Below are 21,112 nucleotides of genomic sequence, written 5' to 3' on the forward strand. Positions count from 1 at the left end.
CGTCGTCACGTCCCCGTGCGCGCCGCAACGGAAGTTCTCCAGCGGCGGAAAGTGGCGCGCGCCTCGGCGAGGAGGCGCGCAGACCTTGCGTTATTCTGCCGCAGTCTTGAGCTTGAAGCCCTTCTCGATCATGTCCGCCGGCTCGACCGGGTATTCGCCCGAGAAGCAGGCGTCGCAATACTGCGGGCACTTGTTGTTCCGGCCTTCCTCGCTCGCGCCGACGGCGCGGTAGAGACCGTCGAGCGAGATGAACTTGAGGCTGTCGACGCCGAGGTGCTCGCGCATCTCTTCTTCCGACATGGTGGCGGCCAGCAGCTTCTCGCGCTGCGGCGTGTCCACGCCGTAGAAGCACGGCCAGGCGGTGGGCGGCGATGCGATGCGGAAGTGCACCTCGGCGGCGCCGGCGTCGAGGATCATCTCCTTGATCTTGCGCGAGGTGGTGCCGCGCACCACCGAGTCGTCGACCAGGATCACCCGCTTGCCGCGGATCAGCGCACGGTTGACGTTGAGCTTGAGGCGCACGCCCATGTTGCGGATCTGCTCGGTCGGCTCGATGAAGGTCCGGCCCATGTACTGGTTGCGGATGATCCCCATGCCGTAGGGAATACCGCTCTCATGCGCGAAACCGATTGCCGCCGGGGTGCCGCTGTCGGGCACGGGGCAGACGAGGTCCGCTTCCACCGGCGCTTCGCGGGCCAGCTCGACGCCGATCTGGCGGCGGGTCTCGTAGACCGAGCGGCCGCCGATGATCGAGTCGGGACGCGAGAAGTAGACGTGCTCGAAGATGCAGAACTTCGAGGCCTGCGCACGGAAGGGGCGGCGGCTCTCGACCTTGCCGCCCGAGATGACGACCATCTCGCCGGGCTCGATCTCACGCACGAACTCGGCGCCGATGATGTCGAGCGCGCAGGTTTCCGAGCTCAGCACGTAGCCGTCGTCGGCCAGCTTGCCGAGCACCAGCGGGCGCACACCCAATGGGTCGCGCACGCCGATCAGCTTGGTGCGGGTCATGGCAACCACCGAGAAGGCGCCTTCGACGCGGCGCAGCGCGTCTTCCATGCGGGCCGGGATGTCACGCTGCAGCGAGCGGGCCATCAGGTGGATGATGCATTCGCTGTCCGAGGAGCTCTGGAAGATCGAGCCACGCTCGATCAGCTCGCGGCGCAGCGCGTCGGCATTGGTGATGTTGCCGTTGTGGGCGATGGCGGCACCACCCATCGAGAACTCGCCGAAGAACGGCTGCACGTCGCGGATCGCCGCGCCTTTCGAGCCGGCGGTCGAGTAGCGCACGTGGCCGATGGCAAGCTCGCCGGGCAGGGTTTCCATGAGCGAGGCGCGGGTGAAGTTGTCGCGCACGTAGCCGAAGCGGCGGGCAGAGTTGAACCCGTGCTCGGGATGATAAGAGACGATCCCGCCGGCTTCCTGTCCCCGGTGCTGCAGCGCGTGCAGGCCGAGGGCGACGAAATTCGCCGCGTCGGTAACCCCGTTGACCCCGAACACGCCGCACTCTTCGTGCAGCTTGTCGGCATCGACGGCGTCGAAATCAAAGGGATGGGCGGGGGGCATCTGGCGATCGGACAAGGGCGGCTCCGAATCCATAGGGCTGGGGACAGCCCCCTCATACTGATATGAAGGGCGCGTGTCACGGAAGCTTCGCATATGGACGCCGCAGCGCGGCGTGGCAAGACGTACGCTAACACGACTGTGCGATTACGTGATCTTTGTGTCGCCCCGGGGGCTGGCCCTTGCGGCGCTGCACGAAAGAAAAAAGCCGCGCCCGGAAGCGCGGCCCGCATTTTCTGACCTTTGGGCGATGAGCCCGCCGAATCCTCAGGCGTCGTTGGCACCGGGCGCGGCGCAGACGCCCACCAGCTGCTCGTATTGCGCGGTGATCCAGCCGAGCGCGGCCTCGGGGTTCTGGTCCTCGATCTTGCCGGTGAACTGCGCGAAGACCGCGGCCGAGCGCGAATCATCCACCATCGGGATGTCCTGCGCGGTGATCACCGTCTCGTAGACGAAGAAGGCGATGGCCACGAGCAGCACGCCGCGTGCCACGCCGAAGAGGAAGCCGAGCCCCTGATCGAGCCCGCCGAGCGCCGAGCGCTGAACGAGGCTGGAGAAGACCGGGGTGAAGAGCGACACGACGACCAGCGCCAGCGCGAAGACCGCGGCGAAGGCGGCGATGATCGACAACTCGCAGCTGTCGGCGAGGAAGTCGCCGAGCACCGGGATTTCCTTTACCAGCGGCTGCACCTGCGGGGCGAAGACGAAGGCGAGGATCGCGGCGACGATCCAGCCCAGGATGGCCAGCGCCTCGCGCACCAGCCCGCGCGAATAGGCGAGCAGTGCCGACAGCACGATGACGAGCGCGACCACCCCGTCGATGATAGTGAATCCGTCCATGCGCCTCGCGCCTCTCGTCTGATCCGAATGATTGGTGCGGCGCCCTATCCGGCGCCGAACACCTCTCCCACCAGCGTGACCAGGTCGGGCATCTGGCTGAGCGACATGCCGCTCTTGCCCGTGGCCTTTCCGCCCTTTGGCAGGATCGCGTTGGAAAAACCAAGTTTTTGCGCCTCTTTCAACCTGTTTTCGGTCTGGCCGACAGGTCTCAGGGCCCCGGAGAGGCTGATTTCCCCGAAAACAACGGTTTCCGGCGGCACCGCAATATCCTCGCGGGCGGAAAGAAGCGCAGCCGCAACGGCAAGATCCGCCGCCGGCTCGTTGATTTTCATGCCGCCGGCGACGTTGAGGTAGACGTCGAGTCCCGCGAAGGGGATGCCGCAGCGTGCCTCGAGCACGGCAAGGATCATCGCCAGCCGCCCGCCATCCCAGCCGACCACCGAGCGGCGGGGCTGCGACTGCGGGGTGGGGGCAACCAGCGCCTGGAACTCCACGAGCACCGGCCGGGTGCCCTCGATTCCGGAGAAGACCACCGAGCCGGGGGCAGGGGTGCCACGCTCCGACAGGAACAGCGCCGAGGGGTTCAGGACTTCCGCAAGCCCGCCACCGGTCATCTCGAAGACGCCGATCTCGTCGGCCGGGCCGAAGCGGTTCTTCACCGAGCGCAGGATGCGGAACTGGTGGCCACGCTCGCCCTCGAAGTAGAGCACCGTGTCGACCATGTGCTCGACGACCCGCGGCCCGGCGATCTGCCCGTCCTTGGTGACATGGCCGACCATGATCACCGAGGTGCCGTGGCGCTTGGCGAAGGTGGTCAGCTCATGCGCCGCGGCGCGCACCTGCGCCACCGATCCGGGCGCCGAGGCCACGTTGTCCACCCACATGGTCTGGATCGAATCGACGATCACCAGCCCGGGCTTCTCGGCCTCGAGCGTGGTGAGGATGTCGCGCAGGTTGGTTTCTGCGGCAAGCTGCACCGGTGCCTCGCCGAGCCCCAGCCGTTGCGCGCGCATGCGCACCTGCGCGCGGGCCTCCTCGCCCGAGGCGTAGATCACCTTCTGCCCGGCGCGGGCAAAGGCCGCGGCGGCCTGCAGCAGCAGGGTCGACTTGCCGATGCCGGGATCGCCGCCGACGAGAATGGCCGAGCCGGGCACCAGCCCGCCACCGAGAACCCTGTCGAGTTCGTCGATCCTCGAGGCGGTGCGCGGCGGCGCGGCCTCGGTGGTTGCGAGATCGGAGAGCGCCACCTTGCGCCCGCGCGTGGCGCCCAGCGTCTTGCCGCCGGGGCCCTGCGACAGCGGCACCTCTTCGGTGATGGTGTTCCATTCCCCGCAGGCATCGCAGCGCCCCGACCATTTCGAGGTGGCGTTGCCGCAGGATTGACAGACGAAGTTCGCGGAAGCTTTGGCCATGCGGGACTTCTGCCCGCTCGCGCGGCGGCGCGCAAGCGCGCCTCTTCTTCTCTTTCGAAATACGTCGGGGGTGAATGCGGCGAAGCCGCAGAGGGGGCAGCGCCCCCTCGCGACGCCTCAGCGTGCGGGTCTCACCGCGGGTCTCACTCGGCGGCGCGGGGCATCGGCACCACCCGCTCGGGTCTCGGCTCTTCGGGGACCTCGGGGGCGGGGGCATCCATGCTGACCGTGGCCTCCGGCAAGATCTCGGGCAAGATCTCGGGAAGGATGTCTTCGAGTTCGTCCACAAGCCTTGCAAGCTGTGCTTGCGCAATCGCCTCGTCGAGTTCCAGCCGCTCGTGCCAGCGCCGGATCTCGACCGCCGCGGCCTTGGCCTTGTCGATGCGGATGTTGAAGTCCTCGACCTCCTGTTGGCGGGCTACGAGAAAATCCTGCGCTCTCTGTACGTTACGATCTGAATAGGTGCGTGCAAGGTCCCGCGACACGTGGCTCATCTGGGCGGCAACCTCGAGCACAGAGGGCTCCAGTTCGGCAAGATCGGGGTGGTCACGCAGGTAGGCAAGGCGTTCGCGTACCGAATCGAATTCCGATTGCAGCTTGAAGACCCCCTCGCGATCCGCGCGATGCGACATGGCGTAGGCGCGGGCGATGTCGCGCATGCCGATCTGAAACGAGCGATGCGAACGTTCCAGCGCCATGACATGCGCGGCATTGGGCAGGTAGGAAAGCAGAACAAGAGCAAGGCCGGCAAGGCTGCACTGGACCCAAAGTCCCGCATTCTCAAGTGGTTGTCCGCCAAGACTGATGTCGAGTTCAAGCCAGGGCGCAAGTCCGGCAGCGGCGGCGGCGGTCCAGATCAGCAGGGCCAGCCCGGCGGCGCCGACGACAATGAATGCCAGCCTCTGGAAGACATAGTGCAGGGCCAGACCTGCGTCACGAAGTTGGGACACCATGGGGGACTCCCAAGAAAAAGCCAAAGAAAGAACAGTAAAGAAATAGAATAGGTCGAGTGTACCGAAAGGAGAGGAAAATGTTAACTTTAATGACCGGCGCTAAGTCCGTGTGAACAATCACAGTGGCAGAATTGCAATTGTGCCGGGAATGGACTCAGTGCTGATCGCCTTTGCCGCGGCTTTCCAGCAAGCCGACAATCAGTGATGCGAGGACGCAGAAGGTAAAGAGATAAAGACCCCAGCCGGTCTCGATCCGGCCTATGCCCATGCCCTTGACCAATGTGACATAGACCGCGACGAGAAAGATGTCGGCCATGGCCAGCTTGCCCAAACCGTTGATCAGTGGAAGCGCGCGCCGCGGCAGGCGGCCGAACTGGATCAAGGCCAACCCTCCGAGTTTCACCATCGGCGCCACCAGCGCGAAAAGCGCCACCACCAGCGCCAGAAACACGTCGCTGTGCCAGAGCGTCACGATGCCGGAAATGACGCTGATTTCCGACAGGCCGAAGAGCGGCAGGAGACCGGCGCGCATCAGCGGGGCGAACCAGGCAATCGGATAAAGCACGAAGAGCGCGAGGTTGGCGTATTTCAGCATGCGTCTGCCTTATCTTCGGAAGCTGCCTGCGGGAAGGGTCTTCGGATAGGGTCTTCGGATAGGGGCGCTGCCCCTCTCCGCCTGACGGCGAATTCACCCCGGCGTATTTGGAAAGAGAAGAAGACCGGACTCAGAGAAAGCCTGCCGCCAGCCACAGACCGATGAGCGCAGCGACGAGCAGGATATGCAGGACGTCGATCAGGCGAAAGCGCCGGCCTGGCAGGGCGGCGCTGAGCGCGAGCGGCAGGGAGGCAAGGAGTAGGGCAGGGAGGCCCTGCTGCCAGGCCAGCAGGCGGGACAGGGCAGGCAGCGACGCCGCATGGACGTAGGCCGGCGCGATGCTTTCATAGATGCCGAGCACGGCCATGATCAGGGAAAGCATCGCCGCCATGCGCGACGGACCGCGGCCGAAGAGGCTCCGGACAAGCGCGAGGATCGCCAGCACTTCGAAGTAGACGAAGCTCTTGAAGACGATCAGCGCGAGCAGAAGCGGGCTGGGTTCGAACAGGCTCACCGCAGTGCCTCGATCGGGCCGTCTGCCTTACCACGAATGAACTGCTGCACGTAAGGATCGGTGGTCGCGTCCATTTCGCCTACCGACCCTTCCCAGCGAACCTTGCCGTCGTGCAGCATCGCAACGCGGTCGGCGATGGCGCGCACCGAGCTCATGTCGTGGGTGATGGTCAGCGCGGTGGCGCCCATCTCGGTGACGATCTCGCGGATCAGGTCGTTGATCACCCCGGCCATGATCGGATCGAGGCCCGTGGTTGGTTCGTCGAAGAAGATGATCTCGGGCTCGGCGGCGATGGCGCGGGCGAGCCCGACACGTTTCTGCATGCCGCCCGAGAGCTCTGCGGGCAGGCGACCCGCGACCTCGGGGCCGAGCCCGACGCGGCGCAGCTTTTCGATGGCGATCTCGCGCGCTTCGCGGCGCGGGCGCTTGAGCGGGCCGCGCAGCAGGCGGAAGGCGACGTTCTGCCAGACCGGCAGGGAGTCGAAGAGGGCGGCGCCCTGGAACAGCATGCCGAAACGCGCGAGGAAGGCCTCGCGGTCGCCGCGCGTGGCGTCCTGCCCGTCGATCTCGATCCGGCCGCTGTCGGGGGTGACGAGCCCGAGGATGCATTTCAGCAGCACCGACTTGCCGGTGCCCGAGCCGCCGATGATCACCATCGAGCTGCCTTTCGGCACATGCAGCGAGGCGCCGCGCAGCACCGGCGCGCCGTCGAAACTCTTGTGCAGGTCCGAAAGGGTGATCATGCCGAGAAGAACACCCCTGTCAGCAGGAAGTTGGCGGCAAGGATCAGGATTGCCGCAGCCTCGACCGAGGACTTGGTCGCGCGGCCCACCCCCTGCGCGCCGCGGCCCGAGTGCATGCCGTAGTAGCAGCCCATGAGCGCCGCGATGCCGCCGAAGGCACAGCCCTTGGCGAGCGACGAGAGCACGTCGAGCGGCTCGAGGAAGTCGAGCGTGTTCTTCAGGTAGCCCACCGGGTTGAAACCAAGCGAGCTGGTGGCCACGGCGTAACCACCGGCGATGCCGATCACGTCGCCCACCGCCACCAGCAGCGGCACGGTGATGAGCGCCGCCAGCAGGCGCGGCGCGACGAGGTATTTCATCGGCTCCGTGGAGAGGGTGACCAGCGCGTCGATCTGCTCGGTCACCTTCATCGTGGCGATCTCGGCTGCGATCGAGGAGGTGACGCGTGCCGCGATCATCAGCCCGACCAGCACCGGGCCGAGTTCACGCACCATGCCGATGGCGACGATCTGCGGCACCACGGCCTCGGCGTTGAAGCGGGCGCCGCCGGAATAGATCTGCAGCGCCAGCGCGCCGCCGGTGAAGATCGCGGTCATGCCTACCACCGGAAGCGACAGCCAGCCGATGTTGAGCAGTGCCAGCGCGAACTCGCGCGGATAGAGCGGTGGGCGGGCAATATGGCTCATTGCGGTCAGCGCGAAGAGTGTCACGCGCCCCGTCGCTGCCAGTGCCCGTATCACGGTTCGGCCGAGCGTCCCAAGCGCCGCGACCAGCGGCGCTGCGAGGGCTCCGCCGAAGCTCATTCGCCCCGGTAGACCCGCGCGTAGCGGTTGCCGAGCGAGGTGAGGATCTCGTAGCCGATCGTGTCGATGTGGTTGGCCAGGTGATCGACGGTCTGGTGCGGTCCGAGCAGTTCGAGCGTGTCGGGCATCGTGTCGACCGCGGTGACGTCGACGGTGATGAGATCCATCGAGATGCGGCCCAGCAGCTTGCAGCGGGTCTCACCGGCCCAGAGGTAGGTCTTGGGGGCGAGGGCACGCTGCAGCCCGTCGGCGTAGCCGGCCGAGATCGTCGCGACCTTCATCGGCGAGCGGGCGACGAAGGCGTTGCCGTAACCCACCGACTCGCCGGTCTTCACCTCGCGGGTCTGGATCACCGGGATGTGCAGCGAGACGACCCGTTTCGCCTCGCGGAAGGGCATGCCGCCATAAAGGCCGATGCCGGGGCGGGTGACGTCGAAGTGGTAGTTCTTGCCCAGCAGGATGCCGCCGGTGGCCGAGAGCGAGCGGGGCGCGTCGATGCCGTCGGTCATCTCGCGGAAGTTTCGCAACTGGTGGGCGTTCATGCCGTGGTTTGGCTCGTCGGCGCAGGCCAGGTGCGACATGATCAGCCGCGGCTTCTGCTTCAGCGCCAGCTCGCGCAGGGCGGCCCATTCCTCGGCCTCCATGCCGAGGCGGTTCATGCCGCTGTCGAGCTGGATGCCAAAGGGATGCCCTGGCAGCGCCTCAACGTGGCGCAGCATCTGGTCGATGGAGTTCAGCATCGGCGTCAACCCGGCCGATTTGATCAGCGCCGCATCGCCCGCCATATGGCCGCCGAAGACGTTGATCTCCGGGCCATCGCCGAGCGCCTTGCGGACCGCCGCGCCCTCTTCGACCGTGGCGGTGAAGAAGCGGCGCACGCCTTCGCGCGCCAGCATCGGCGCAACCCTGTCGGCGCCGAGGCCGTAGGAATCTGCCTTTACGACGGCGCCGCTCTCGCAATCGGAGAGGGCGTCGAGAGCGCGCCAGTTGGCGCGGATCGCATCGAGATCGATGGTAAGCTGTGCCTGTGCCATGGCGCGTTGATTGCCGGGCGGGCAGGGGGCGTCAAGAGGGAAAGCGCCGCAGACGGGGGGCGATCGCCCTGCTGTGGGCGCAGGGCCTCTGGAGGGGGCAGGAGCGGGGGTTTCACACCCCCGCGCCCCCGTGGGATATTTGGACCATGTGGAAGTCGGACGAGGGCGGCGTGGCCGCCGGGCGTCAGAAGTTGTCGCCTTCGCCGTTCTGCCAGGGGCGTACGAGGTTGCCGAAACGCGTGAAGCGACCCTCGAAGCTGAGCTCCACCGTGCCGATCGGTCCGTGACGCTGCTTGCCGATGATCACTTCGGCCTTGCCGTGCAGGCGTTCCATGCGCTCCTGCCAGGCGGCCATCTCGTCGAGGCGGTCGTCCGAGGGCTTCTCGCGCTCGACGTAATATTCCTCGCGGAACACGAACATCACCACGTCGGCGTCCTGTTCGATCGAGCCCGATTCCCGCAGGTCCGACAGCTGCGGGCGCTTGTCCTCGCGGCTTTCCACCTGGCGCGAGAGCTGCGACAGGGCGATCACCGGGATGTTCAGTTCCTTGGCGATGGCCTTGAGGCCCATCGAGATCTCGGCGATCTCGTTGACCCGGTTCTCGGCGGTGCCGCGCACCAGCTGCAGGTAGTCGACCATCAGCACGTCGAGCCCATGCGTCCGCTTCAGCCGCCGTGCGCGCGCCGCGAGCTGGGCGATCGGGATCGCGGGGGTATCGTCGATGAACAGCGGGCAGGCCTCGAGGCTCTTCGCGGCATCGACGAAGCGGCGGAACTCGGCCTCGGTCATGTCGCCGCGGCGGATCTGCTCCGAGGGCACCTCGGCGGCTTCCGACAGGATACGCGCGGCCAGCTGCTCTGCGCTCATCTCGAGCGAGTAGAAGCCGACGACGCCGCCCTCGATCGCGCCCTCGGTGCCGTCGTGGCGGGTGCCCTTCTTGTAGGCCTTGGCGATGTTGAAGGCGATGTTGGTGGCCAGCGAGGTCTTGCCCATCGAGGGACGTCCGGCGAGGATCAGAAGGTCCGAGGGGTGCAGCCCGCCCAGTTTCTTGTCCATGTCGATGAGGCCGGTGGATACGCCCGCGAGTCCGCCCTCGCGCTGGTAGGCGGCGTTGGCGACGTTCACCGCATCGGTCACGGCGCGCAGGAAGGACTGGAATCCGCCCTCGGTCTGGCCCTGCTCGGCAAGCTTGTAGAGGGCCTGCTCGGCCTGCACGATCTGTTCGCGCGGCTCGGATTTCACATCGACCTTGGTGGCGCGGTCCGAGATGTCGCGACCGAGCCGGATGAGATCGCGGCGCACCGCCAGGTCGTAGATCATCTGCGCGTAGTCGCGCACGGCAAAGCTGGAGACTGCCGCGCCGGCGAGGCGGGCGAGATAGGCCGGCCCGCCCAGTTCCTTGAGCCCCTCGTCATCCTCCATGAACGCCTTGAGCGTCACCGGCGAGGCGAGGTTGTTCTTGGCGATGCGGGCGGCGGCGATCTCGAAGATACGGCGATGGACGGGATCGTAGAAATGCTGCGGTCCGAGGATGGCCGCGACCCGGTCGTAGACGTCGTTGTTGGTCAGGATCGCGCCCAGCAGCTGCTGCTCGGCTTCGATCGAATGCGGCATCGTGTCGGCCTGTTCGACCTCGACGCCGGTGGCGTTGAATACGCTTTGATCGTTCATGCCTGTCCCCTTGGCCCGGTCCCCAAGGCTCGATGCTGGGGCCCGACGTCTTCTTGTGTCCCTAAGATATCCCCACCGGCTCCCCCGAGTCCCGCAGGTGCAAGCGTCTTAACGCGCCCGGGATCGCGGACCAATCTGGAAATCTCTGTGGACGATTTCGGGATAACCGGAAATGGCACCGGCTCCTGCGCCTGCTCTTGGAGATATCGTAGCAGGATCGCGATTTTTCGCAACATTTGGTAGAGGTCTCGGGGCGGAGGGAAAAAGCCTCCGCCCCCCGAAAATCAGCTCATGCGCCGTTTTCCGCCTGCCATTTGCGCGGGTCCGCGAGGAAGGCCTCGACCGCCGCCAGCGTTGCGGGCTCGAAGCCGCCGCGCGCCTTGGCCTCGGCCAGGACGTCATGCCAGGTGCACAGGTAGTGCAGCTCGACGCCGTGATCGCCGAGGGTCTTCGTGGTCTCGGGGAAGATGCCGTAGTAGAAGATCACCGCGGTGTGGGCACAGGTGGCGCCGGTCTCGCGGATGGCATCGACGAAGCTGAGCTTCGAGCCGCCATCGGTGGTCAGATCCTCGACGAGCAGCACGCGCTGGCCCTCGGTCATCTTGCCCTCGATGCGGGCGTTGCGGCCGTAGCCCTTGGGCTTCTTGCGCACGTAGGTCATCGGCAGCGCCATGCGCTCGGCCACCAGCGCAGCGAAGGGAATGCCCGCGGTCTCGCCGCCGGCGATATTGTCGAAGGCCTCGAAGCCGGCATTGCGCATGACGGTGACGGTCAGGAAGTCCATCAGCGTCGAGCGGATGCGCGGGTGCGAGATCGGCGTGCGGCAGTCGATGTAGACCGGCGAGGGCAGGCCGGAGGCGAGCTTGAAGGGCTCGTCGCCCATGAAGTGAACCGCGCCGATCTCCCAGAGCATCCGCGCCGTCAGCCGGGCCATTTCTTCTTGCGAGGGATAGGACGAGGGGATCATGGGGCAGCTCCTTTGAAAAACCGCGCCCGCCTTAGCGCGAAACCGCGGGGGCGGGAAGGGCGCATCGTGCGCCGCCGCCCTGCTTCATTGTTCGGCAAATACGCCGGGGGTGCGGGGGCAGCGCCCCCGCGCCGGTCAGCCCTCGACCCGCCAGTGCAGCGGCATGCCCGGATCGAAGACGGTCACCGGTCCGGCGCCGGTCTCGATCTTGGCGGGGTAGGTGACGGGATCACCCTTCACCAGCGTCACCGTCTCCTCGCTCACCGGCAGGCGATAGAAGGCCGGGCCGTTGCGCGAGGCGAAAGCCTCGAGCTTGTCCAGCGCGCCGTCCTGCTCGAAGACCTCGGCAAGAATCGACAGCGTATTGGTGGCGGTGAAACAGCCGGCGCAGCCGCAGGCGCTTTCCTTGGCGGGATCGGCGTGCGGGGCGCTGTCGGTGCCGAGGAAGAAGCTGGCATCGCCGGAGGTCGCGGCCTCGCGCAGCGCCAGCCGGTGCTCCTCACGCTTGGCGACGGGCAGGCAGTAGTAGTGCGGCTTGATGCCGCCGACGAGGATGTGGTTGCGGTTGATCACCAGGTGGTGCGTGGTGATCGTCGCGCCCAGATCGTCGCCACCGGCGCGGGCATAGTCGACACCCTGCTTCGTGGTGATGTGCTCCATGACCACGCGCAGGCCCGGGGTGGCGCGGCGGATCGGATCGAGCACCCGGTCGATGAACACGGCCTCGCGGTCGAAGATGTCGATGTCGCTGTCCACGACCTCGCCATGCACGCAGAGCGGGATGCCCTTCTCGGCCATCAGTTCGAGCACCGGGCGCACCTTGTCGAAATCGCGCACGCCGGAGGCGGAGTTGGTCGTCGCGCCCGCCGGGTAGAGTTTAAGCGCTGTGATGATGCCGGCATCAAAGGCCGCGGCCACGTCCGAAGGATCGGTGGTCTCGGTCAGGTAGAGCGTCATAAGCGGGGCAAAACCGCTGCCCTCGGGCAGCGCGCCGAGGATCCGGTCGCGGTAGGCGGCGGCCTGGTCGCCGGTCACCACCGGGGGCACGAGGTTGGGCATGATGATCGCCCGGCCGAAGTGGCGGGCGGATTCGGGTGCGATGCCGGCCAGCATCTCGCCATCGCGGAGGTGCAGGTGCCAGTCGTCGGGGCGGCGGAGCGTGATCTGGGTCATGGGCAGGGCGTTAGCACGCGCGCGGGCGCCGGGCCAGATGCTTGCGCGGAGTGGGGGCACGAAACATCGGATTTACCGTTCTGCACGTCCGCGAGGGGCCCCACGGCTGAAACATCGCTGAAACAACGGCCACCGCCGCTGAAACCCTTGCAACCCGATCCTGCGCGCTCGCCCTGCCGGTTTGGGGTAAGGTGCCTTTACGGAAACACTGCCAGGGAGAGACATCATGGACGCCTCGACGCCCACCGAAACCATCGGCCGCGGCCGCCTCTACGACAGCATCGTCGACACCGTGGGCAACACGCCCGTGGTGCGGATCAACCACCTCGCGCCCGAGGGGGTGGAGATCTACGTGAAGACCGAATTCTTCAATCCCGCCGCCTCGGTCAAGGACCGGCTGGCGATGAGCATCATCGAGACCGCCGAGAAGAATGGCACGCTGAAGCCGGGCCAGACCGTGGTCGAGGCGACCTCGGGCAACACCGGCATCGGGCTGGCCATGGTCTGTGCCGCCAAGGGGTATCCGCTGGTGGTCACCATGGCCGACAGCTTCTCGATCGAGCGCCGCAAGCTGATGCGTATGCTCGGCGCCAAGGTGGTGCTGACGCCGCGCGCCGAGAAGGGCTTCGGCATGTACCGCAAGGCGGTGGAGCTGGCCGAGAAGAACGGCTGGTTCCTCGCTCGCCAGTTCGAGACCGAGGCCAATGCCGCCGTCCACGAGGCGACCACCGGGCGTGAGATCGTCAATGATTTCGACGGCAAGCGGCTCGACTATTTCGTCACCGGCTACGGCACCGGCGGCACGGTTACCGGCGTCGCTAGGGTGCTGCGCAAGGAGCGGCCCGATACGAAGATCGTCCTGTCGGAGCCGGCGAATGCGCAGCTGGTCGGCAGCGGCATCGCGCAGGGCCGCGCCGCCGATGGATCGCCCACTGGGAGCCACAGCGCCTTTGAGCCTCATCCCATACAGGGCTGGACGCCGGATTTCATTCCCGCGGTGCTTCAGGACGGTCTCGATGCCGGGGCCTATGACGAGCTGATCCCCGTGGCGGGCCCGGACGGCATCGCCTGGGCCAGGAAGCTGGCGATGAAGGAAGGCATCCTGACCGGCGTCTCCGGCGGCTCGACATTTGCCATCGCCATGCAACTGGCCGAAAAGGCCGCGCCCGGCACGGTGATCCTTGCCATGCTGCCCGACACCGGTGAGCGCTACATGACCACGCCGCTCTTCGAGGGGATCGAGGAAGACATGGACGACGCCGAAAAGGCGCTCTCGCTTTCCACCCCATCGAGCCAGATGGGCTGACCCAGAGACCCGACGGCAAGAAGGGCGCGAGACATCCCGCGCCCTTCTTCTCTTTCCAAATACGCACGGTGCGGCGGTTCAGCCGGGAGGACCGTCCCAGTTTCGCGTGCTCAGTTCCGGGTGGCGGTCAGCGCCACGTTCACCTGAACCTCGAAGCTGAGTTGCCCCGGATCCGCCATGCTGTCGCCGATCGCGTAGTCGCGGCGGTCGAGGGTGGTCGCGCCCTGCATGGTGGCCGTATCGCCGTCGAGGGTCAGCTCGAAGGGCAGGGTGACCGGAACCTCGGTGCCCTTGAGGGCCAGCGTGCCCTGCGCCTCGTAGCCGGCTTCGGTGCGCACGATCTCGGCGGCGAAGGTGGCGGTGGGATGCTCTTCGGCATTGAAGAAATCCGCCCCCAGGGCCTGCTTGCTCACCGAGCCGAGAGTCAGCGTCGGGATGGCGATCTGCACCGTGACGTCGCCCGCCTTGCCCGGGGTCTCGCGCGGCTCGAAGGCGATCTCGGCGGTCCAGTCGGCGAAGCTGCCCTCGATCTGCTTGCCCATCTGCACGAGGCTGATGCCGAGCGTGCCCTCGGTCACCTGCCAGTCGGACTGCGCTGCCTCGAGTTTCGGTGTCTCCGGGGTGCTTTCGCTGGTGAACATGCCCGCTGCGGCACCGCCGCCGATGAGCGCGGCCCATGCAGCCACGGCGAGCACCAGCGGGCGGAACGCCCTGTGCCCGGCGGCCGGCGTTCCTGCCGATGCGCCTTTCAGCATCCGCGCCAGCGTGCCGTCGCGGTCGATCACCGCGTGCTTCAGCGCGCCGGCCACGTGCAGCATCAGCGAGGCGACCAGCAGCCATTGCGACAGGAAGTGCACCGAGGCGGCGGTTTCCGCCACGCTGTCGGAATTCGGCACGAAGGGCAGGTCCTGCCCGAAAGGCCAGAGGATCGGCGCGAAGCCCTCGGTGGCGGCGTGTTCGACCCAGCCCGAGAGCGGCACGATCACCAGCGTCGAGTAGAGCAGCCAATGCACGGTCTCGGCGGCAAAATTCTCCGCCCTGCGCTCGGGGTGAAGCGGCGCGGGCTTCGGCTGGGTCAGCGCCCAGAGGATGCGGGCGAGGGCGAGGACGAACAGCGCCACGCCGATCGTCTTGTGCACCGAGAAGAGCTGCGCCTTGGTGGTCAGCTCGGCCTCTGTACTCCAGGGCGCGAGGTGGGCGATCCAGCCGAGCGGGATCATGATCAGGATGCCGAGCGCGGTCAGCCAGTGCAGGCTCCGGGTGACGGCACCGTAGGCGGTCTTGGTGTTGGCGAGGGACATCGGAGGTCTCCGGGCTCGGAATGGGGTTTTGCCGAAGATCGGGGATGCCGCGGCGCAGCGCAATTTGCGCGGATGCACAGACCCCGTGCGCGCCGCGGGCCGCCGGGGCTCAGTAGCTGTAACCGAGTGCCGCTTCGAGGCCCAAGTCGAGGCGGCTGCACAGGAAATCTATGTCTTCGCGGGACAATTGCGCGGGTGGTGTGGGCCGAGGCTCCTCGATGGCGGGTTTGAACCGGCTGCCGAGCCGCTTGTGAACCGGCTGGAAGTCGCCGGTTTCGGGCAGGCCGAACCTTCCGCACAGCTCCGAGAGGAAGCCCTCGGGGGCGGCCTGAACCGCCTCCAGCCGGCAGAAAAGCAACGCGCAACCACGGTTGAAGAAGCTGGTGAGGCCCATCAGTTTGGCGCGGCGCAGGGTAAAGAGGTCGGGGAAGGGCAGGCCGGTGAGCGGGTGCCGGTCGTGTTGCAACGGCTGGCCCGCACCGCCGAGCGCGGCGACCTGCGGAAAATAGCGCGGGCGGTCGGCGATTGTGGCCCATTCGGCGCGGATGAAATCGGAAAAGGCCAGACGCTGCATCTCGGGTGGGCAGTGCCAGGGCTTGGCATGCATCGAGCGCGCCCAGTCGACGGCATTGCGGATGACGCAGACGATGAGCGTATCCTGCGGGATGGCAGTCATCTGCGGAAACCCGTGCTTCCAACCAAGCTCCTCGGTCGGCGCGAGCGGCGTGTTGCGGCCGATCAGCCGCTTGACGAAATTGGTTCCCGAGCTGCGCTCGCCGAACACCTGGTAGTGGGTGATGCCAGCGGCGGGTCGGTGGACCTGCCAGCCGGTGCTGCTGAACTCCTGCGCGATCATCGCGGCCTCATGCTTTTTTGGCACGATAACGAGACCGTGTGCGATTGGCGATTCTCATTTGATGGCAAGGCGCTATGCTGCGATCGGGGTGGGACCATTTCGAGTTCGCCATACGAGTTGGAGTGAGCAGATGCAGACCGTGGCCGCCGCCGTCACCATGGTGCGCGACGATGCGTTTTTCCTGAAGGCCTGGCTGCGCCACTACGGGCGGCTGTTCGGCCGCGAGAACTGCTACATCATCAACCACGGGCGTGGACCCGAGGTGGCCGAGTTGGCCCAGGGGTGCAATGTCATCGGTATCCCGGGCGATCCGCATCCCAATTTCGACATGAAGCGCTGGCGGCTGCTGAACGGGCAGGTGAACGGGCTGCGCAGCTACTACCGGCACGTGATCGTCGGCGACGTGGATGAGCTGGTGGTGCTCGACCCGGCCGAGGGCAACCTGCTGGACTTCCTTGCGCAGCAGCCGATGCGGCGGGTGCTGACACCGGTCGGGCTGGAGGTGATCCACCGCCCGGAGCTCGAGGCGCTGGGCGCGGAGGACAGCATCCTCGGGCCGCGGAGGCACCTGCGCCTTGCGCCGCATTATTCCAAGCCTTGCGTGGTGTCGCTGGGAACGAAAATCGCACGCGGCGGGCATTTCACCCAGGCATCAAAGCTTTTCACGCCCGAGGGGCTCTACCTGTTTCACCTGAAATATTGCGACTTTCCACAGTATGTCGCGGCCATGGATCGCCGCAACCGGGTGACAGAGGAGGTCGGCGTGGGGGTGAAACAAGCGGCGATCGGTCGTCACTGGTTCGGGGAGGCGCGCGGCGAGGACCGGGCGCTGTTCGAGGCCTTCGCGGAGGTTCCGATCGAAGAGGGGTTCGATTTCTCGCGGGTGCGGCGGCGCATGCATCGTAGTTGGAAGCCGCGAGGCGAAACCGGCTACTGGCAGTTCGACCGGCCGGACGTTCAGAAGCAGTACCTGCTGCCGGAGAGGTTCTTCGGGCTTTTCTGAGCACCGACCCGCGTGGGCCGGTGGTCTGGATGGGGCTTTTCCGCTCGGAAGGGGCTCAGTTGCCGAGGGCGCTGACGAAAGTCGCGCCACGGATGTCGAGGCCGCCTGAGCCGCGCACCGAGTTGCTGGCCGTCTCGATCAGGCCGCGCGAGTTCTCGTTCAGCAGGCCGAGTCCGGCCTCGTAGGTTTGCGCGGGGACCATGCTCATCATGGCGGCGGCGGCGATCCCGACAAGAATGCCGGCGGAATTGCTGCGGGCGGTGCCGCGGCGGCTGACCACGCGGAGCAGGTGCATGATGACCATGACACCCGAGACCGCGAGCAGCGCAGCGAGCGTGCCGAAGATGTAGACATGGTATTCCTGCGGCAGGCTGCCTTTCAGGAGGCTGGTCTCGATGGCGGCCTGGTTGCGTGCGACTGCGATCACCATCCCGGCCCAGAGGAAGCCGAATATTCCCGAGATGATCGGACGCTTGGAGGGGCGTGCGATGGCACCTGCGTCGCGGGCACCGAGTCGGGAGAACTGCGGATCGATGCGCCGGACCCGGGCTTCGAAATCTGCGTGTGTCACTTTCCGGACTGCGTAGGCTCTCATGGTCCTAGCTCCTTCTGCCAGATGCCGCCGGCTTTCTGCCAGCAGGGGGCGGTTCAAGCTCCCGTTGGAATCGACGCTAGGAAGGGATTATGGCGAAATATGGCGGCGAATGTGGCTGGCGGCGGATATCTTCTTGGCGAAGTTTGTCATCCGTTCGGGCCGCACCCCTATCCCTTCGGATTGGTCGGGCGGAGGGCTATAAGAATAAGGGTTTTGCGATCTGTCGCCCTTGCGACAGGCGGTCATGAATTTGTTTCAAATGCAGTAGGTTGGCGGGGCGAAAATTTGTGCGCCCCGCCCAGAAATCGGCTCAGATCTTACGCTGCGTTGGCCATGGCGTTAATGATTCGGGCCCAGCTGCGAATCCCCTTGTGGAAGGATTCGAGGTCGTACTTCTCGTTCGGCGAATGCAGCTGGTCGTCGTCCTTGCCCCAGCCCACCAGCATCGCGTCCATGTCCAGAATGTTCTGGAAATAGCCGGCGATCGGGATCGAGCCGCCGCAGCCCGCGTAGGCCGCCGGATCGTCCCACTCGTCGCCGAGCGCCTTGCGCGCGGCTTCGAAGCCAGGGTGGGTGGTGTTCATCTCGGACGCGGGCGAGCAGCTGTGGTCTTTCCACTCCACCGAGCAGTCGGACGGCACCTGCGCCTCGACCCAGGCGCGGAAGTTCTTGCGGATGGCCTTGGGATCCTGCGTGCCGACGAGGCGGAAGCTGATCTTCGCAGACGCTTCGGCGGGCAGCACGGTCTTGAAACCCGCGCCGGTGTAGCCACCCCAGATGCCGTTGATCTCGGCGGTGGGGCGCGACCAGATCATCTCGATCGGCAGGTGGTCTTTCTCGCCCGCGGGCTGCGACAGGCCGACGCCGCCGAGGAACGCTTTGTCGTCGAAGTTCAGCGATTTCCACTGGTCGAGGATTTCCGCCGGCAGCTCCGGCACGCCTTCGTAGATCTCGGGGACCTGAATGGTGCCGTTCTCGTCGAAGAGCCCGCCGAGGATCTTGGTCAGCACGCGGATCGGGTTCATCGCGACGCCGCCGTACATGCCCGAGTGCAGATCCTTGTCCGCCGCCTTGATGGTCAACTCTTCGCCGAGCAGGCCGCGCAGGCGGGTGATGATCGCCGGGGTCTTGGACTGGAAGAGGCCGGTGTCGCAGATCAGCGCGATCTCGGCTTTCAGCTCCTCGGCGTTCTCCTTCATGAAGGGAATCAGCGACGGCGAGCCGCTCTCTTCCTCGCCCTCGAAGAAGAAGGTGATCTTGCAGGGCAGCGAGCCATGCACGGCCTTCCAGGCGCGGCAGGCCTCGATAAAGGTCATCAGCTGGCCCTTGTCGTCCGACGAGCCACGGCCGCGGATCACCTTGCCTTTGGCGGTCTCCTCGATCGCCGGGTCGAAGGGGTCGCGGTTCCACAGGTTCAGAGGATCGACCGGCTGCACATCATAGTGTCCGTAGAACAGCACGTGCGGGCCGGGGCCATCGACACGGCCTACGACCATCGGGTGGCCGGGGGTGGGGCGCTTGCTGGCCTCGACGCCGATGCTGGCGAGATCGGCCACCAGCCAGTCCGCCGCCTTGTCGCAGGCCTCCTTGTACTCGGGGTCGGTCGAGATCGAAGGGATTCGCAGCAGCTCGAGCAGCCGGTCGATCGCGACCGGAAGATCGGCATCGATCTTGGTGAGGACGGTGTCCAAAGACACGTTTTCTTGAGCCATGGGGGGTTCCTTCTTTCGAGTTGCGCGGAGGGTACCACCCGGCCCGGCGCTGTCCAGAGGACAAGCCCGGTCGCGCGGATCAGGCGCTGACCGCCCACAGGCCGAGCAGGACCATGGCTGCGCCCAGCAGCTGTCTCGGGCTCAGCCCCTCGCCGATGCAGACCGCGTAGAGCAGCACCAGAGCGGACTCGGCGACGATGATCACGATGTAGAGGTAGGACAGATCGAAGCGCTGCATCAGAAGGATTTCAGAGAGAAAAGCGACGGTAAAACCAATAGTTGCGAGAAATACACCGAAGGTCACTGCGCCCGAGGATGCCAATTTCATTCCGACGGTGGCGACGGCATAGCCAAGCGCGGTCACCAGGGTCAGGAGCAGGGCAGGCGGGCTGACGGGCAGGGACATGGGCATGGGAAATCCGCGAAATCGCTCACGCATAGAGGGGCGGAGAGGGGCTGGATGGCTTGGGAAAATCGGTTCGCGCAGACTGCGCCTATGGGCGTCAGGCGACCAGTATGGGAAACCCTACCTTGAAACCTTAATCCAAAAGTCTTGATTCAAATCAAGGGCGCGACGGTTAGTCTCATTCTAAAGCGTGGACACGGGGCTGCCTGAACGGTATCCACTCATGAACAATGAATGCGGCCCCTTAGACCGCATATGTGCCGTGCCGAACGCGGCCTCTACAAGATGAAGGAAGGAGATACCGGTGGACTACACCGCGAAGCTCGACGAAGCCCTTGACCGTCTTCACGCCGAGGGGCGCTATCGCACCTTCATCGACATCGAACGCAAGAACGGCCGCTTTCCGCACGCAACGTGGCGCAAACCGGACGGCAGCGAGATGCCGATCACGGTGTGGTGCGGGAACGATTACCTGGGCATGGGCCAGCATCCGGTGGTTCTCGCCGCGATGCACGAGGCCATCGACGCCACCGGCGCGGGCTCGGGTGGTACGCGCAACATCTCTGGCACCACGGTGTACCACAAGCGGCTCGAGGCCGAACTGGCCGACCTGCACCAGAAGGAGGCGGCGCTGGTCTTCTCCTCGGCCTATATCGCCAATGATGCCACGCTCTCGACCCTTCCGAAGCTGTTCCCCGGCCTGATCATCTATTCGGACGAGCTGAACCACGCCTCGATGATCGAGGGCATCAAGCGCAACGGTGGTGCCAAGCGCATCTTCCGCCACAACGACGTGGCGCATCTGCGCGAGCTGATGGCGGCCGACGATCCCGCCGCGCCGAAGCTCATCGCCTTTGAGTCGGTCTATTCGATGGACGGCGATTTCGGCCCGATCGAGGCGATCTGCGACCTCGCCGACGAATTTGGCGCGCTGACCTATCTCGACGAGGTGCACGCGGTGGGCATGTACGGCCCGCGCGGCGGCGGCGTCGCCGAACGCGACAACCTGCTGCCCCGCATCGACATCGTCAACGGCACGCTGGGCAAGGCCTTCGGCGTGTTCGGCGGCTATATCGCGGCGTCCGCGAAGATGTGCGACGCTGTGCGCTCCTACGCGCCGGGCTTCATCTTCACGACCTCGATCCCGCCGGCGGTGGCCGCAGGGGCGGCAGCCTCGATCGCGCACCTCAAGCAGGACCAGGCGCTGCGCGAGCGGCACCAGACCCAGGCAAAGATCCTCAAGCTGCGGCTCAAGGGGCTGGGCATGCCGATCATCGACCACGGCTCGCACATCGTGCCGGTGATTGTCGGCAACCCGGTGCACACCAAGAAGCTGTCGGACATGCTGCTTGAGGGCTACGGCATCTACGTGCAGCCGATCAACTTCCCGACCGTTCCGCGCGGCACCGAGCGGCTGCGCTTCACGCCGTCGCCGGTTCATGGGCCGAACGAGATGGACAAACTGGTCCAGGCGATGGACGCGCTTTGGTCGCATTGCGCGCTCAATCGTCAGGAGCTGAGCGCCTGATCGGACTCTGGAAATATTCACAGCCGCAGATGTAATTGCGACGGCTGACTCGTCGGTATTGTGGCCCCGCGGTTTCCAAAATCGCGGGGTCTTGCTTTGTTCCGGAAACTGCCGCTGGGGAATGGGGAAAAGCCAC

20 protein-coding genes are annotated in these 21,112 nt (G+C 66.0%); 3 read left to right on the top strand and 17 right to left on the bottom strand.

What is annotated here, in order from left to right:
• Positions 1-90 precede the first annotated feature (90 nt).
• The 12 genes from purF to pyrC form a co-directional block, all read right to left on the bottom strand.
• Positions 91-1,566 carry an amidophosphoribosyltransferase gene (gene purF, locus BM397_RS22005; protein WP_092428793.1) on the bottom strand — a complete coding sequence of 492 codons (1,476 nt, stop codon included), beginning with the start codon at positions 1,564-1,566 and terminating at the stop codon, positions 91-93.
• A 264-nt stretch (positions 1,567-1,830) separates the two neighbouring features.
• Positions 1,831-2,403, bottom strand: a complete 573-nt coding sequence (locus BM397_RS22010; RefSeq protein WP_092428567.1) for a CvpA family protein — start codon at positions 2,401-2,403, stop codon at positions 1,831-1,833.
• A 44-nt stretch (positions 2,404-2,447) separates the two neighbouring features.
• Positions 2,448-3,815, bottom strand: coding sequence for a DNA repair protein RadA (gene radA, locus BM397_RS22015; protein ID WP_092428569.1), 1,368 nt, complete (start codon positions 3,813-3,815; stop codon positions 2,448-2,450).
• 143 nt (positions 3,816-3,958) lie between these two features.
• The gene (locus tag BM397_RS22020) at positions 3,959-4,768 is read right to left on the bottom strand and encodes a DNA repair protein (protein WP_092428571.1); all 810 of its coding nucleotides are present in this window, start codon (positions 4,766-4,768) and stop codon (positions 3,959-3,961) included.
• 154 nt (positions 4,769-4,922) lie between these two features.
• The gene (locus BM397_RS22025; RefSeq protein WP_092428573.1) at positions 4,923-5,363 is read right to left on the bottom strand and encodes a paraquat-inducible protein A; all 441 of its coding nucleotides are present in this window, start codon (positions 5,361-5,363) and stop codon (positions 4,923-4,925) included.
• Between the two features lie 130 nt (positions 5,364-5,493).
• Positions 5,494-5,877: a hypothetical protein gene (locus tag BM397_RS22030; RefSeq protein ID WP_092428575.1), complete on the bottom strand. Its 384-nt coding sequence runs from the start codon at positions 5,875-5,877 to the stop codon at positions 5,494-5,496.
• The gene (locus BM397_RS22035; protein WP_092428577.1) at positions 5,874-6,620 is read right to left on the bottom strand and encodes an ABC transporter ATP-binding protein; all 747 of its coding nucleotides are present in this window, start codon (positions 6,618-6,620) and stop codon (positions 5,874-5,876) included. The genes BM397_RS22030 and BM397_RS22035 overlap by 4 nt, the downstream gene beginning before the upstream one ends.
• On the bottom strand, positions 6,617-7,423 hold the full coding sequence (locus BM397_RS22040; RefSeq protein ID WP_092428579.1) for an MlaE family ABC transporter permease: 807 nt from the start codon (positions 7,421-7,423) through the stop codon (positions 6,617-6,619). The genes BM397_RS22035 and BM397_RS22040 overlap by 4 nt, the downstream gene beginning before the upstream one ends.
• Positions 7,420-8,457, bottom strand: a complete 1,038-nt coding sequence (gene alr / locus BM397_RS22045; protein WP_092428581.1) for an alanine racemase — start codon at positions 8,455-8,457, stop codon at positions 7,420-7,422. The genes BM397_RS22040 and alr overlap by 4 nt, the downstream gene beginning before the upstream one ends.
• A 184-nt stretch (positions 8,458-8,641) precedes the next feature.
• Complete coding sequence (locus tag BM397_RS22050; RefSeq protein ID WP_092428583.1) at positions 8,642-10,129, bottom strand: replicative DNA helicase; 1,488 nt, start codon at positions 10,127-10,129, stop codon at positions 8,642-8,644.
• A gap of 289 nt (positions 10,130-10,418) precedes the next feature.
• A complete protein-coding gene (locus BM397_RS22055; RefSeq protein ID WP_092428585.1) occupies positions 10,419-11,096 on the bottom strand; it encodes an orotate phosphoribosyltransferase in 678 nt (225 codons plus the stop codon).
• A 135-nt stretch (positions 11,097-11,231) separates the two neighbouring features.
• Positions 11,232-12,269, bottom strand: coding sequence for a dihydroorotase (gene pyrC / locus BM397_RS22060; RefSeq protein ID WP_092428587.1), 1,038 nt, complete (start codon positions 12,267-12,269; stop codon positions 11,232-11,234).
• Between the two features lie 226 nt (positions 12,270-12,495).
• On the opposite strand from pyrC, the gene cysK reads away from it, so the two are divergent.
• Positions 12,496-13,575, top strand: coding sequence for a cysteine synthase A (gene cysK, locus BM397_RS22065; protein ID WP_092428589.1), 1,080 nt, complete (start codon positions 12,496-12,498; stop codon positions 13,573-13,575).
• 110 nt (positions 13,576-13,685) lie between these two features.
• On the opposite strand, the gene BM397_RS22070 is transcribed toward cysK, so the two are convergent.
• Positions 13,686-14,876, bottom strand: coding sequence for a cytochrome b/b6 domain-containing protein (locus BM397_RS22070; RefSeq protein WP_092428591.1), 1,191 nt, complete (start codon positions 14,874-14,876; stop codon positions 13,686-13,688).
• Positions 14,877-14,985: 109 nt separating this feature from the next.
• Positions 14,986-15,732, bottom strand: a complete 747-nt coding sequence (locus tag BM397_RS22075) for a hypothetical protein (protein WP_092428593.1) — start codon at positions 15,730-15,732, stop codon at positions 14,986-14,988.
• Between the two features lie 130 nt (positions 15,733-15,862).
• On the opposite strand from BM397_RS22075, the gene BM397_RS22080 reads away from it, so the two are divergent.
• Positions 15,863-16,735, top strand: coding sequence for a glycosyltransferase family 2 protein (locus tag BM397_RS22080; RefSeq protein WP_092428595.1), 873 nt, complete (start codon positions 15,863-15,865; stop codon positions 16,733-16,735).
• Positions 16,736-16,790: 55 nt separating this feature from the next.
• Here the strand turns inward: BM397_RS22080 and BM397_RS22085 are convergent, their stop codons facing one another.
• From BM397_RS22085 to BM397_RS22095, 3 genes are all read right to left on the bottom strand, one after another.
• Entirely contained in the window at positions 16,791-17,330 is a 540-nt protein-coding gene (locus tag BM397_RS22085; RefSeq protein ID WP_176806786.1) for a hypothetical protein, read from the bottom strand.
• 317 nt (positions 17,331-17,647) lie between these two features.
• Positions 17,648-19,027 carry a M20/M25/M40 family metallo-hydrolase gene (locus BM397_RS22090; RefSeq protein ID WP_092428795.1) on the bottom strand — a complete coding sequence of 460 codons (1,380 nt, stop codon included), beginning with the start codon at positions 19,025-19,027 and terminating at the stop codon, positions 17,648-17,650.
• 94 nt (positions 19,028-19,121) lie between these two features.
• Positions 19,122-19,454 carry a 5-aminolevulinate synthase gene (locus BM397_RS22095; protein ID WP_245696172.1) on the bottom strand — a complete coding sequence of 111 codons (333 nt, stop codon included), beginning with the start codon at positions 19,452-19,454 and terminating at the stop codon, positions 19,122-19,124.
• A 298-nt stretch (positions 19,455-19,752) separates the two neighbouring features.
• Between BM397_RS22095 and hemA the strand changes: the two genes are divergently transcribed.
• A complete protein-coding gene (hemA, locus tag BM397_RS22100) occupies positions 19,753-20,976 on the top strand; it encodes a 5-aminolevulinate synthase (RefSeq protein WP_092428597.1) in 1,224 nt (407 codons plus the stop codon).
• Positions 20,977-21,112: the final 136 nt, after the last annotated feature.

Origin of the sequence: Alloyangia pacifica, from assembly GCF_900116195.1 — a bacterium.
GTDB lineage: Bacteria > Pseudomonadota > Alphaproteobacteria > Rhodobacterales > Rhodobacteraceae > Salipiger > Salipiger pacificus.